The sequence below is a fragment of the Paracidovorax anthurii genome (assembly GCF_003269065.1).
In the GTDB taxonomy this organism is placed as follows: domain Bacteria; phylum Pseudomonadota; class Gammaproteobacteria; order Burkholderiales; family Burkholderiaceae_C; genus Paracidovorax; species Paracidovorax anthurii.
The window spans coordinates 51,065-64,278 of record NZ_QLTA01000017.1; the positions used below are offsets into that span (position 1 = coordinate 51,065).

The following is a 13,214-nucleotide window of genomic DNA, read 5'->3' on the forward strand; positions in this document are numbered from 1 at the left end:
CCGTCAGACGGCCGATGCCTGGGCCGAGCCGTGGCGGGCGGAGCCGTCGGCACGCGGCAGGCCCTTCGCGTCGCACGGGTCGGGCGCCGTGGTGACGATGGAGTCCAGCGCCGGCTCCACGGGGGCGAGCCGGTCCAGCGCGGGACGCGGCCGCCGCAGCCCGTCGATGCCCGCGAAGGCCTGCTCCATGGCGCGGCCGACGGCCAGGGTGCCGAGGTCGTCCCGGAAGCGCCCCACCACCTGCAGGCCGAAGGGCATGCCGCAGCCGTCGCGGCCGCAGGGCAGGCTGAGCGCGGGGTGCGTGGTGAGCGTGGTCACGTAGGTCAGCGCCAGCCAGCGGTAGTAGTTGGCCTGGGGCTCGCCGTTGATGTGGCTGGCGTACAGATCGGTCCAGGGGAACGGCGATACCGGCGTGGTCGGCGCGAGGATCACGTCGAACTCTTCGAAGGCCCGCTGGAAGCGCGCGAGGATGCGCGTCTGCTCGGCCTGCGCCCAGGCGCTGTCGAGCAGCGTCATGGTCGCGCCCATCTCGTAGTTGGCGCGGGTGTTGGGCCCCAGGCTGGCGGGGTCGCGCTCGTAGGCCTCGCGGGTGCCGGCCACGAAGGCCTCGGCGCGCAGCACGTCGAAGCAGCGGTGCACGTCGCCCAGGTCCAGCGAAAGGGCATCGCAGCTCTGGAACAGGTGGCGCATGGCGGCGATCTTCTGGCGGAAGACGGCACGGATGCCCTCGTCCACGGCGCAGGCGCCGAAGTCCTCGGTGTAGCCCACGCGCAGCCGGGACAGGTCCACCTCGGGCAGCGCCAGGAAGGCGCCGGGGTCCAGCGGGTAGCTGAGAGGGTCGCCGGCCGACATGCCCGCCGTGGCCGCGAGCTGCAGGCAGGCCTCTTCCACGGTGCGCCCCATGGGGCCCACGACGGAGATGGGCGTCCAGCCCAGCAGCTTGCGCGAGCTGGGCACCACGCCCGGCGAGGGCCGGAAGCCCACCACGCCGCACTTGGCGGCGGGAATGCGCAGCGAGCCGCCCGTGTCGGAGCCGGTGCACACGGGCAGCATGTCGCAGGCCAGCGCCGCCGCCGATCCGCCCGAGGAGCCGCCCGCGTTCAGGCGCGGATCGAAAGGGTTGCCGGTGGCACCCCAGACGGTATTGCGCGAATTGGCCCCCGCGCCCATCTCGGGGATGTTGGTCTTGCCCGTGACGATGGCGCCGGCCCGGCGCAGGCGCGCCACGAGCACGTTGTCCTCGGCGGGGATGTGCTCGCGGTAGATCTGCGAGCCGTAGGTGGTGAGCAGGCCCGCCGTGGCCTCCAGGTCCTTCACGCCCAGCGGCAGGCCGTGCAGCAGGCCCAGGGCGTCGCCACGCAGCACGGCCTGCTCGGCCGTGCGCGCCTCGGCGCGCGCGCGGTCGTAGCAGGTGGCGGTGATGGCGTTCACGTACGGGTTCACCGCCTCGATGCGGGCGATGCATGCCTCCAGCAGTTCGACGGGCGATATCTGGCGGGCGCCGATGCGGCGGCGCAGTTCGGGGGCGGTCAACTCGACCAGCGAGGAGGTGGCGGCAGAGGTCATGGCGGGCGCCGTGCGGGGCGGCGTTGTCTCGGAATGGGAAGGCAGGAGGCCGGGCGCGCACGGCGCCCGGCCACGGCGGTCAGTCCGCCGTGATGGAGGCGCGCTGGGCCACGGCGCGCATGAGCGGCAATTCCTTGTCGATCAGCGCGGCCAGGGCCTTGGAGGAACCATACGCGGGCTCGAAGCCGTTGGCCAGCAGCTTGTCGCGGGTTTCCGGGTCGGCCACCACCTGGGCCAGGGTGAGCTCCAGCCGCGACTTCACGCCCGGCGGCAGGCCGGCGGGGGCGACCACCGCGAGCCAGGTGTCCATGTCCATGCCGGGATAGCCGCTCTCGGCCAGCGTGGGCACGTTGGGCAGCAGGGCCGAGCGCTTGGCCGTGGTGACGGCGATGGCCTTGATCTTTCCGTCGCGCAGCTGCGGCAGCGCGGCCGACACGGTATCGACCGTGAACGGGATCTGCCCGCCCATCAGGTCCACCATGGCTGGCGCGCTGCCCTTGTAGGGCACGTGCTGGATCTTCAGGCCCGCCGCATTGAAGAACGCCTCGCCGGCGAACTGCGACGTGGTGCCGGCGCCGAAGGAGCCGTAGGAGTACTTGTTCGGCTCCGCCTTCACGAGCGAGACGAACTGCTTCACGTCCTTGGCCGGCGCGTCCTTGTTGGCCAGCAGGATCAGCCCCGTGCGGCCGGTGATGCCGATGGGCTCGAAGCTCTTGACCGGGTCGTAGGGCAGCTTGGGGCGCACGGCCGGGTTGACGGTGAAGGTCGTGCCCGAGCTCATGAGCAGCGTGTAGCCGTCCGGCGGGGCCTTGGCGACGTAGGTGGCGCCGATCACGGTGCCCGCGCCGGCGCGGTTGTCGATGACCACGCTCTGGCCGAGCTTGTCGCCCAGCTTCTTGCCGATGAGACGGCCCAGCACGTCGGTGGCGCCACCCGGAGGGAACGGGATCACCAGCGTGATGGGTTTGCTGGGGTAGACATCCTCCGCGAACGCCGGGGCGAGCGCGGCGGCTCCCAGGCTGCAGGCAATGGCGGACAACATCATCCTCTTGGCGCGGTTCATGGCGATCTCTCCGGGAGTGGCGAAAGGGTCAAAGGGTCGGTGGTGGAAAACGCGCGGTCACCCGCTGGCGAGCATCGTACGGCCACGCTGCTCGAAACGGGCATGCTCGGCATCGGGCACGAACAGCCCGCCGGTGGTCCACACCAGATGGGTGGACCGGGCCAGATGGCGCTCCAGCCCGTGGGCGCGCAGCCAGGCGCGGCCCGCGTCCGTGCCGGTGAGCAGGGCCGGGCCGCCGAAGCCCGCCGCGGCCGAGGGCTCGATGCGCTCGCCCGTGGCATCGAGCATGCGCACGAGGTGCTCGAAGAGCGTGTCGTCGTGCACGGTGAACACCCCCGACAGCAGCGGCTTCATGAGCCGCGCGGCCAGCAGCGAGGCGCGCGGCACGGCCAGCCCGTCCGCCTCGGTGCGGTTGGTGAGGCCATGCTCATAGACGGAGGGGTGCGTGCCCTCGGGGGCCCGCATCTGCACCAGGAAGCACGGCGACTGCACGGGCTCCGCGAAGAAACAATGCACGTGCGGCCCCAGCAACTGCCGCAGGCCGAAGGCAATGCCCGCCGGCGCGCCGCCCACGCCGCAGGGCAGGTACACGAAGAGCGGGTGCTCCGCGTCCACGGCGATGCGCTGCTGCGCGAACTGCTCCTGCAGGCGCAGCGCCGCGGCGCTGTAGCCCAGCAGCAGCGAGAGGGAGCGCTCGTCGTCCACGAAATGGCAGAACGGGTCCGCCGCCGCCTGCTGCCGGCCGGCCGCCACGGCACGCTCGTAGTCGCCCGCGTGCTCGACCACCTCCACGCCCCGGCGGCGCAGGCGCTCTTTTTTCCATCCCTTGGCGTCGGCGGACATGTGCACGACCGCCCGGAAGCCCAGGGCCGACGCCGCCACGCCGATGCTCAGGCCCAGGTTGCCCGTGGAGCCCACGGCCACCTGGTAGCGGCCGAACACCGCGCGGGCCGCGGGCTTGGCCAGCACGCGGTAATCGCCCCCGGGGACCACCAGCCCCTCGCGCAGGGCCAGCGCCTCGGCGAACTCCAGCACCTCGTGGATGCCGCCCCGCGCCTTGATGGAACCCGCCACCGGCAGGCCGTGGTCCGCCTTGATCCAGAGCCGGCCCCGCCCCGGCGGCAACCCCAGCGCCCCCGCCATGGCCTCGCCCGTCAGGATGGGTGACTCGATGGTGCCGCCCGTGCCCCGCAGTTCCGGAAACAGGTGGGCCAGCAGCCCCGCGAAGCGGCTGAAACGCGCCGCGGCCCCGTGCGTATCATCCAGACTAATGGTAATGGTGCGGCCCTCCGCCTCCATCGCCGGCGGCACCTCGGCCCGGCGCTGCGGGTTGAACCACAGGCAGGGCTCGGCCCGGCGCAGGGCGGTGTCCAGCGGAGATTCCTCGCGGGGCAGATCGATGAGAGGGAGCTGCAGGGTGTCTGACATAGCGTGGGGTGCAGGGTCTTTGGCTGCATTCTTGCCGCGCCCCCGTCCACCGCACAACGCATTTATATTGACGCCAGCATTAGTTTCAATAATGGATTCACGACTCTCCAATTCCGTGCTGGCCTGGCTGCGCTGTTTTGATGCGGCGGCCCGCCAGGGCAGCTTCACGCGGGCGGCGGCCGAGCTGTGCATCACCCAGGGCGCGGTGAGCCAGCAGGTCAAGCAGCTCGAACAATGGCTCGGCCGCCCGCTCTTTCTGCGCACGCCCCGCACCCTGGTGCCCACGCCCGAGGGCAAATGGCTCTCGGTGGTGCTGCGCGAGAGCTTCGATGCCATCGAGAGCACGTTGGCGCAGATGCGCCTGTCGGCCGATGCCCGGTCCGCGGCGACGCTGAGCTGCTCGCCCTCGTTCGCCATGCAGTGGCTCACGCCCCGGCTGGGGGGCTTCTTCCGCCAGCACCCCGACATCGGCCTGCGGGTGTTCGGCGAATTCCACCGCCTGGACCGCACCCGCATGGTGCGCGACGGCATCGAGGCCGCCGTGCGCTTCGACCCCGGCGGCTACACCGACCTGGACGCCACCCCCTTCCTCGACGAGTGGCTGATCCCCGTGGCCAGCCCCGGCTTCCTCGCGGCCCATCCGGACCTGCGGGAGCCCGCCGGGCTGCGGGCCGAATGGCTGCTGCACGACGGCAGCGCCTGGGAAGGCGCCGACACCTTCGAGGAATGGCAGCACTGGTTCGGCGCACTGCGGGTTCCGCCGCCGGCCTGGAGCGCGGGCCAGCAGTTCAACCTCTCTCAGTTGGCGGTCAGCGCCGCCGCCGCCGGCCAGGGCATCGCCATGGGCCGCGCGGCGCTGGTGCTGGAGGACGTGGCCGCCGGCCGGCTCGTGCCGCTCTTCGACCACAGCGTGCTCTCCCGCGCTGCGTACTCGTTCGTCACCGCCCCCCGGCCGGGCCCGGCCATGCAGCAGGTGCGCGACTGGCTGCTGGAGGAAGGCCGGCGTTTCCGGGAGCAGCGCAATGCCGTGCTGCCCGCGCCACTGCCTGCATAATCCAGCCCGCAGGACAAAAAGCATCAATCAATACTCTTTTTTAAGAAGAAGAGTATAAATATCATCATGACCACGCCCTTGATCCACACCCTGGCTACCGCGCGCAAGGCCCGGGGCATGACCCAGGCCGAGCTGGCCGAGCGCGCCGGCCTCTCCCGCATGACCGTGCAGCGCACCGAGGGCGGCGACCTCGACCCGCGCTTTTCCACCCTGGCGGAAATGGCCCGCGTGCTGGGGCTGGAGGTGATCGCCGTCCCGGCCGCCCTGCGCGCCGAACTCGACGCCTTCGTCCAGTCCGGCGGCCGGTTCCTGGCGCAGCCCGCCGGCGCGGACGCCCCGCCCTCCATCGTGGACGGGCTGGGCCGCGACCCCGCCTGAGCGGCCGCCACCGGACGCGACGGAGCCCGCGATGCCCACCCCCGCCTCCACCGCCATCCGCTACCTGCGGCTCTACATGCACCTGCCCGCGCAGCCCGGCGGCGCGCCGGGGCCGCGCCGGGGCATCGGCTACCTGTCGCAGTACGGGGACATCCTGCGCATGTCGTTCGATGCCGACTACATCGCCGATCCGCAGCGGCCCCTGCTGTCGCTGAGCTACCAGGGCGAGAGCGAGGCGGCCACGCGCCAGATCCTGCAGTCGGCGCGCGATGCACGCCTCGTGCGCACCGATGGCCGCTGGCCGGCGTATTTCCAGAACCTGCTGCCCGAAGGCCACAACCGCGAGCGCCTGGCCCGCGAGCGCGGCTGCGGCCCCGACGACGAGTTCGAGCTGCTGGCCGCCGCCGGCCACGACCTCATGGGCGCACTGGAGGTCGAGCCCATGCCGCCACACGAGGGCGTGCCCGACGTGGTGCGCCACTGGCACACCACCCAGGGCCTGGACGTGCTGGAGCCCGGCTTCGTCGAATACCCCGTGGAGGACGCCGCCTCCCTGCCCGGCGTGGTGACCAAGTTCAGCGCGGTGCAGGACGGCCGGCGCTACACGGTGCACCGCAAGGGCCGCGCCGGCAGCGTGATCCTGAAGCTGCCCACCAGCACGCACCCCGATCTCGTCGCCAACGAGGCCACGGGCTACCGCCTGTGCGCCGCCCTCGGGCTGCACTGCGCCGAGGCCCGCGTGATCACCCGCGCCGAGGCCGACCTGCCCGGGCACGTGCCTTTCGACGAGATCCTGGCCGTGCAGCGCTTCGACCACCTGCCCGGCGGCGGGCGCATCCACATGGAGGAGTTCAACCAGGCGCTCGGCTACGCGCCGCGCCAGAAGTACGGCCGCGGCATCGCACACGACTGGGCCACCATGCTGCGCGTGCTCGACCGCCTGAGCGCCGATCCCGTGCGAGACACGCGCGAGTTCCTGGCCCGCATGGTGGCCTTCATCCTCATGGGCAACACCGACGCCCACCTCAAGAACTGGGCCCTGCTCTACCCCGACGGCCGCACGCCCCGGCTCGCGCCGCTCTACGACCCGGTGTGCGTAGCGGCCTTCTTCGACGGCCTGCCCGAGCACCAGTACGCGGTGAACCGCGCCATCGACCGCACCCAGAGGGCCTTCACCTGGGACGACCTGCGCGCGCTGCTGGCCTCGGCCGGCCTGCTGCGCGTGCCGCGGCACGTGGCGCTGCTCAAGGAACGGGTGGCCGAGGCGCAGGCCGGGTGGCCGGCGCTCCTGGAGGCCGCGCCGGCCCCGGTGCGCACGAGCGTGCTGGAACGCCTGCGGGGCGGCGTGGCACTGGCCGCCGGGCATTGAGGCGCCCGGCCGGCCCTCTCGCGAAGGCCGGCACAGAAAGATACAACTGCGCTCCGGCGCCCTTCCTAGAATCGCGACCGCCCCGATTCCGGGCCAGCCCATGCACCCGGTGCCACTCGGCACCGCCCCTCTCTCCCCTCTCCCCCCGTCTCCCCGCCCATGCCCTACGTCTACGACAAGCCCAAGACCCTGGAAGACCTGCCCACGGTAGGCAACAAGCAATGCGTTGCCCTCGTCAAGATGTATGCCAAGGCCCCACCCTCGTCGCTCTGGAAGGAAGGCGCCGCCGTCAAGGGCAACACGCTGCTGCGCGAGGGAACCGCCATCGCCACCTTCGTCAATGGCCGCTATCCCAACCAGGCCTCCGGCAACCACGCGGCGCTGTACGTGGGGCAGGACGCCAGCGGCATCTTCGTGATCGACCAGTGGTCCAAGAGCGGCAAGATCCAGTCGCGCAAGCTGCCGTTCCTCGGCAAGGGCAAGAACGGGAACTGGGTCGATCCCAGCAACAACGGCGACGCCTTTTCCGTCGTGGAGTGACCATGCCCCTGCCCCTCCTTCCCCCCCGTGCGCGCTCCCTCCATCGGCCAGGCGTGCTCGCCGCAGCCGCCCTGGGCATGGCACTGTCCGCCCAGGCCTCCCTGGCTTCAGTGGGGGCCGGGCCCGCCCTGGAATGCCCCGCGCAACTGCAAGTGCAGCAGATCGCGGAGCCGGCCACCGATGGCTGGCAGTCGAGCGGGAGCCGGAAAGCCCATCCCCTGGTGGGCCTGGCCTTCTTCGCGGGGCCGCCCGAGCAGAAGGCGCAACTCGCCCCCACCCGGGAGCGGGCCAAAGGCAAGACCCCCAGCGCCACCTGGGTGCTCGAACGCCGGGACGAGCCCTACTGGGTGGCCTGCGAATACGGCGGCACGACGGCCATCGCCGCGCGCGCGCTCGCTCAGAACGTCACCGCCTGCACCGTGGAATACGACCCCCGTTTCTCGACCCCCGTGCTGAAACGGTGGAGCTGCCAGTACGGCACCCCGTGAGCCGCGGAGGACGGCGCGAAATCCGACCAGGATGGTTCGCCGCTCGATTGCTTCGAAAAAGATAGCAAACTCTCCAGAAAATACAGCGACATGGATCGGCTTTCATCCTGAAAACCGATCCGGTGGCGAAACCAGCGCCTGCCCAGGCCCTCCAGGCCTGCCTGCGGCCGCGCGGGCGGCGCTCGGGGCAGGGATCAGCCCTTGCACGCACTCCAGCCGCGGCGCGCCCAGACCCGTGGCGCCCAGCCGCACCACGTCGCCCGCCCGCAGGAAGCGCGGCCCGGCCTTGCGGCCCAGGCCCACGCCGATCGGGATGAAGGGATGCCGCGGATGCGCCGCATGGGCTGGTGCCCATGGCGACCGCCGGGGCGTCCCATCGCCCGATTCCACGCCACCCTGGAGGGCAAGGGCCTTTTCGCCAAGGGCCGCGCAGGAACGTCCCCGGGAGCGTTGCCGACCGGTACGATGCGCGGCAGCCCCATGCCCGGCCCTGGCCTGGCCCATGCCGCTATGTTTTCAGGAGCAATGTATGCAGCATTTGCGACGACATGCGGCGGTTTTTCTTTCCATTGCGCTCTCCACACCGTTTCCATGCCTGCCACACCGCCCTCCGCCCCGCGCCCCCGCCCCCGGGACTGCGCCGACCTGTTCTGGTCCTTCACCTGGCTGGCCCTGCAGGGCTTCGGGGGCGTGCTGGCCGTGGTGCAGCGCGAGATGGTGGACCGGAAGGGCTGGCTCACCAACGAGGAGTTCATCGAGGACTGGGCCGTCGCGCAGATCCTGCCCGGGCCGAACGTGGTGAACCTCGCGGTGATGATCGGCGACCGCCATTTCGGCTGGCGTGGCGCACTCTCGGCCCTGGCCGGCATGCTGCTGTTGCCGCTGCTGCTGGTGCTGGGGCTGGCGCTGGTGTATGCCCGCTTCTCGGTGCACCCGGCCGTGGCCGGCGCGCTGCGCGGCATGGGCGCGGTGGCCGCCGGGCTGGTGGCCGGCGTGGCGCTGCGCATGGCGGTGGCGCTGCGCGCGCACCCGCTGGGATTCTGGGGCAGCGCGCTGCTGGCGGGCCTCACCTTCGGGGCCATGGCGCTGCTGCGCTGGCCGCTCGCGGCGGTGCTGCTGGTGGTGGGCGGCGCGGCCTGCGCGCTCACGTGGCGGAAGCTGCCGGCATGACGGCGGCGCTCGACATCGCGCTGCAGCCCGCCGACTGGCTGCACCTGTTCGCGTACTACCTGTCGATCTCGCTGCTGTCGGTGGGCGGCGCCATCGCCACCGCGCCGGACATGCACCGCTTCCTCGTGGGCCGCCAGGGCTGGCTCACCGATCCGCAGTTCAACGCCTCCATCGCCATCGCCCAGGCCGCGCCCGGGCCCAACGTGCTCTTCATCGGCCTGCTGGGCTGGAACGTGGGCATGAACGCCGGCGGCTGGGCCACCGGCCTGCTGGGCATGGCGCTGACCCTCGTGGCCGCGATGCTGCCCAGCAGCCTGCTCACCTGGCTGGCCACCCGCTGGGGCCACCGCAACCGGCACCGCCGGGGCGTGCGCGCCTTCAAGCAGGGCATGGCGCCGGTGGTGGTCGGGCTGCTGCTGGCCACGGCCTTCGTGCTGGGCAGCGCGCATGGCGGCTTTGCGCAGAGCTGGCGGCTATGGGCCGTCTCGGCCGTCTGCATGCTCGTCGTCTGGCGCACGCGCATCCACCTGCTGTGGCTGCTGGGCGCGGGCGCGCTGCTGGGCGCGCTCGGCTGGGTTTGAACGGGCACGCGGCCACTGCGTTCGCGCAGCCGCCGGCGTGGCGGGGTTCAAAGCTCGGTATGGTGCGGGGCCTTGCCGGCGCCACCTGCCGTGGCGGCACCGGCGGCCTCCAAGCGCCGTTCCGCCTGGATGCTCTTGACCACATCGAACAGCTCATGGGCCGTGATGCCGTCCAGGCGGCTCGCGTATTCCTGCTTTTGTTCGGCCGTCAATCCTCGCGGCGGGAGGACGTACGTGGGGAATCCGGCTTCGCTGTCCTCGGGTGCATAAACCCACTGTTTCCCATCGCCATGGAGCGCCGCCAGTTCGGCGACGTTGTCTTCGAAGGTCGGGTGCACCATGAGCACGATCCATCCATCGGGGTCCGTGATGCGGTGCATTTCCGCCACGCTGTGGTCGTACAGGGGAGACCCCTCCATCAGGGTGAGGTTCGAGAACCCGTCGGCGAAGGGAAAGGTGATCGGTGGATCGGCGCGCGAGGGCCAGTCTTGCGCGGGCCTGATCAGGTTCGGTATGTGGCCGGAGAGGATGGGGATGGCGGGTTCGCCGGGCGCGAGCGTGATGTCCAGCGGAACCGAGGAAATTTCGGTCTGGGCATTCAGGTTGATCGCATGGGCGTTGCCCGTCTTCAACGTGCCGGAGAACCCGGTGCCGGTTTTCTGCCCTTCGCCGCCGATGTCGATCATGGCGATGTCCTCGGGCCCGAATCCCAATTGTTCGCGGGTGGCCAATACGCTGCCCGGCGATGCGAGCACTTTCGCCTGCCATTGCTGCTGAAACCGGCTCGCGGCCGTCCCTGCCTTGGTGGGGCTGTTCTGTGCCGGCAGCCACTCCTGCAGCACGGGTTGCCTGCGGTTTTTCGATGGGGGCAGCACGCCCAGCTTGCGAAGCCGTACACCGTGAGCCGCCATCTCGTGCTGGCTCAATTTCGGCGGCCGGCCCAGCAAGGCGGCCTGGGAAGCATCGTCCTGGAACACCTGGGCCGAAGACGAATTGCCGACGGCATGGGTCACCGGCGTCGTGTGGTTGAATGCTGCGGGCGCGATTCGGGCAATGAACGTCATGGTGCTTCCGGAAGCTGTCGGAGGCGGCAGGAGGCCTCTGGCGAATTCCATCCCATCCGCGCCCCGCGGCACCCGCCCGATGCGAAGCGATCGGTGCGCATCCGCAGGCACTGCGCGGGCGGTGGCGGAAAGACATTGAACCGGCTCTTAGAACGTGTTCACGATCTCGCAGGGGTCGCGTTGGAGCGCAATCGGGATGAGTGGACGCCTCGGATGCGCCGCATGGGCTCATGCCCATGCAAGCATCGGAGGCGTCCAATCGCCCGATTTCGCTCCAACCCGAAGGGCAGTGGCGTGTGCGGGCGGTCTGCGGCGTTGCGGCGCTGGCCCATAGCCGGGCTATGGGCGGCGCACCGCGCCTTGCATCCCGCCCGCACACGCCACTGCGCGACCCCTGGGAGATCGTGAACACGTTCTAACAACTGTGTCGGCGGGAAAGCCCCGGAGCGCCGCAACAATCGGTCATGGGCCGCCGCGCCCATGCTCCGCTTCGCGCACGCCCCCTGCCCTGGCCCGGCTGCCCTTTGCCCCGCGTCCATTCAAGGAGACTTTCCATGCAATCGCGCCCCCTCGGCCGCTCGGGCCTGCTGGTGTCGCCGCTGTGCTTCGGTGGCAACGTGTTCGGCTGGACGGTGGATGAGCCCACCGCGTTCTCCCTGCTCGATGCCTGGGTGGACGCGGGCTTCAACTTCATCGACACGGCGGACGTCTATTCGCGCTGGGTGCCCGGGCACGCCGGCGGCGAATCCGAGACCCTGATCGGCCGGTGGCTGCAGCGCAGCGGCCGGCGCGACCGCATCGTGCTGGCCACCAAGGTGGGCAAGGACATGGGCGATGGCAAGGCGGGCCTGAAGCCCGCCTACCTCCGCCGCGCGGTCGAGGATTCGCTGCGCCGCCTGCGCACCGACGTGATCGACCTCTACCAGTCGCACGACGACGAAGCCACCACCCCGCTGGAGGACACGCTGGGCGCCTACGCCGACCTGATCCGCGAGGGCAAGGTGCGGGCCATCGGCGCCTCCAACAACACGGCGGCGCGCCTGGCCGAGGCACTCGCGGTGAGCGCGCGCCTGGGCCTGCCGCGCTACGAATCGCTGCAGCCGCTCTACAACCTCTGCGACCGCGCCGTGTTCGAGGCCGAGCTGCAGCCGCTGTGCCTGGAGCACGGCGTGGGCGTCATCAACTTCTACGCGCTGGCGGCGGGCTTCCTCACGGGCAAGTACCGCAGCGAAGCCGACGCGTCCAAGAGCCCGCGCGGCGCCAGGACCGTACAGACCTACCTCCACCCGCGCGGGCTGCGCATCCTGGCCGAACTCGACACGGTGGCCGAGCGCTACGAGGCCACGCCCGCCCAGGTGGCGATCGCGTGGCAGATGGCGCAGCCCGGCATCACCGCGCCCATCGCCAGCGCCACCTCGCTGGAGCAACTGCGCGAGCTGACCGGTGCCGCGCACCTGCAGCTGGATGCCGATGCGCTGGAGACGCTGAGCCAGGCGAGCGAGGAGACACCGGCGACCTGATGGCCTCAGCCCAGCACAAGAGGGAGCGCCCGCGCCGCCGTCCCGGCCGGCACCAGGATGCGCGGCGCCCCGGCCACCCACGCGCGCACGGTGGCCAACGCCGCGCCGTCCAGGCTCAGCCCCCGCGCTGGCGCAGGGCTTCGTAGAGGCACACGCCGCTGGCCACCGACACGTTCAGGCTCTCGACCGCGCCCCTCATGGGGATGGAGACCAGCTCGTCGCAGGTCTTGCGCGTGAGCTGGCGCATGCCCGCGCCCTCGGCGCCCAGCACCAGCGCCACGGGCCCCTTCAGGTCCACCTCGTAGAGCGTGCGCGGCGCGTCGTCGCTGGTGCCGATGCACCAGATGTTGCGCTCCTTGAGCTCGCCCAGCGTGCGCGCGAGGTTGGTCACCATGAAGTACGGCATGGTCTCGGCCGCGCCGCTCGCCACCTTGGCCACGGTGGCGTTGATGCCCACGGCGTGGTCCTTGGGCGCGATCACCGCGTGCGCGCCCGCGCCGTCGGCCACGCGCAGGCAGGCGCCGAGGTTGTGCGGATCGGTCACGCCGTCGAGCACCAGCAGCAGCGGCTTCTCGACCCCGTCGGCCTCAAGCTGTTCGAGCAATTCGTCGAGCGAATGGATCTGGGCCACGGCCTCCACGCGCGCGGCCACGCCCTGGTGGCCGTGGCTGCCCGCGAGCTTGGCGATGCGCGGCGCATCGGCCTCGATGAGGCGCGCGCCGGCCTCCCGGGCGCGGTCGAGGAACTGCCGCATGCGCGCATCGCGCCGCGTGGCCTCGTAGTAGATCTCGATGATGGATTTCGGCGCGGTCTTCAGGCGCACGCCGACGGCGTGGAAGCCGAAAAGCACTTTGGGGCTGGAGGACATGCGGGCGATTATCCGCGCCTGGGGGCATGCACCCGATTGCTATTCTTTCAATAGCACAATAATCAATGAATACGGCGACATGGAGCCCGAAACCCTTCCACCCCTGCCCGGCACCGCCCCAGGGC

The 13,214-nt window shown here is 71.0% G+C and carries 13 protein-coding genes; 8 read left to right on the plus strand and 5 right to left on the minus strand.

What is annotated here, in order from left to right:
- Positions 1–3 precede the first annotated feature (3 nt).
- The 3 genes from AX018_RS10650 to dsdA all read right to left on the minus strand — a co-directional run bounded on the left by AX018_RS10650 (position 4) and on the right by dsdA (position 4,057).
- Positions 4–1,566, minus strand: a complete 1,563-nt coding sequence (locus tag AX018_RS10650; RefSeq protein WP_111877263.1) for an amidase — start codon at positions 1,564–1,566, stop codon at positions 4–6.
- Positions 1,567–1,645: 79 nt separating this feature from the next.
- Positions 1,646–2,629: a Bug family tripartite tricarboxylate transporter substrate binding protein gene (locus tag AX018_RS10655; protein WP_111877264.1), complete on the minus strand. Its 984-nt coding sequence runs from the start codon at positions 2,627–2,629 to the stop codon at positions 1,646–1,648.
- A gap of 57 nt (positions 2,630–2,686) precedes the next feature.
- The gene (gene dsdA / locus AX018_RS10660) at positions 2,687–4,057 is read right to left on the minus strand and encodes a D-serine ammonia-lyase (protein WP_111877265.1); all 1,371 of its coding nucleotides are present in this window, start codon (positions 4,055–4,057) and stop codon (positions 2,687–2,689) included.
- A 91-nt stretch (positions 4,058–4,148) separates the two neighbouring features.
- Here dsdA and AX018_RS10665 point away from each other — a divergent pair, with 91 nt between their 5' ends.
- The 7 genes from AX018_RS10665 to AX018_RS10700 all read left to right on the plus strand — a co-directional run bounded on the left by AX018_RS10665 (position 4,149) and on the right by AX018_RS10700 (position 9,637).
- Entirely contained in the window at positions 4,149–5,111 is a 963-nt protein-coding gene (locus AX018_RS10665) for a LysR substrate-binding domain-containing protein (RefSeq protein ID WP_111877266.1), read from the plus strand.
- 66 nt (positions 5,112–5,177) lie between these two features.
- The gene (locus AX018_RS10670) at positions 5,178–5,489 is read left to right on the plus strand and encodes a helix-turn-helix transcriptional regulator (protein WP_111877267.1); all 312 of its coding nucleotides are present in this window, start codon (positions 5,178–5,180) and stop codon (positions 5,487–5,489) included.
- Positions 5,490–5,520: 31 nt separating this feature from the next.
- Positions 5,521–6,858: a type II toxin-antitoxin system HipA family toxin gene (locus tag AX018_RS10675; protein ID WP_111877268.1), complete on the plus strand. Its 1,338-nt coding sequence runs from the start codon at positions 5,521–5,523 to the stop codon at positions 6,856–6,858.
- A gap of 159 nt (positions 6,859–7,017) precedes the next feature.
- The gene (locus tag AX018_RS10680) at positions 7,018–7,398 is read left to right on the plus strand and encodes a BPSL0067 family protein (RefSeq protein WP_170146228.1); all 381 of its coding nucleotides are present in this window, start codon (positions 7,018–7,020) and stop codon (positions 7,396–7,398) included.
- Between the two features lie 2 nt (positions 7,399–7,400).
- Positions 7,401–7,886, plus strand: a complete 486-nt coding sequence (locus tag AX018_RS10685; RefSeq protein WP_245951509.1) for an STY0301 family protein — start codon at positions 7,401–7,403, stop codon at positions 7,884–7,886.
- Between the two features lie 591 nt (positions 7,887–8,477).
- Positions 8,478–9,056: a chromate transporter gene (locus AX018_RS10695; protein WP_111877269.1), complete on the plus strand. Its 579-nt coding sequence runs from the start codon at positions 8,478–8,480 to the stop codon at positions 9,054–9,056.
- Complete coding sequence (locus AX018_RS10700; protein ID WP_111877270.1) at positions 9,053–9,637, plus strand: chromate transporter; 585 nt, start codon at positions 9,053–9,055, stop codon at positions 9,635–9,637. Before AX018_RS10695 ends, AX018_RS10700 begins: the two co-directional genes overlap by 4 nt.
- Before the next feature lie 47 nt (positions 9,638–9,684).
- Here the strand turns inward: AX018_RS10700 and AX018_RS10705 are convergent, their stop codons facing one another.
- The gene (locus AX018_RS10705) at positions 9,685–10,701 is read right to left on the minus strand and encodes a hypothetical protein (protein WP_111877271.1); all 1,017 of its coding nucleotides are present in this window, start codon (positions 10,699–10,701) and stop codon (positions 9,685–9,687) included.
- A 554-nt stretch (positions 10,702–11,255) separates the two neighbouring features.
- Between AX018_RS10705 and AX018_RS10710 the strand changes: the two genes are divergently transcribed.
- Positions 11,256–12,221: an aldo/keto reductase gene (locus AX018_RS10710; protein WP_111877272.1), complete on the plus strand. Its 966-nt coding sequence runs from the start codon at positions 11,256–11,258 to the stop codon at positions 12,219–12,221.
- A 115-nt stretch (positions 12,222–12,336) separates the two neighbouring features.
- Here AX018_RS10710 and rlmB read toward each other — a convergent pair whose 3' ends face one another.
- Positions 12,337–13,089, minus strand: coding sequence for a 23S rRNA (guanosine(2251)-2'-O)-methyltransferase RlmB (rlmB, locus tag AX018_RS10715; RefSeq protein WP_111877273.1), 753 nt, complete (start codon positions 13,087–13,089; stop codon positions 12,337–12,339).
- Positions 13,090–13,214 lie beyond the last annotated feature (125 nt).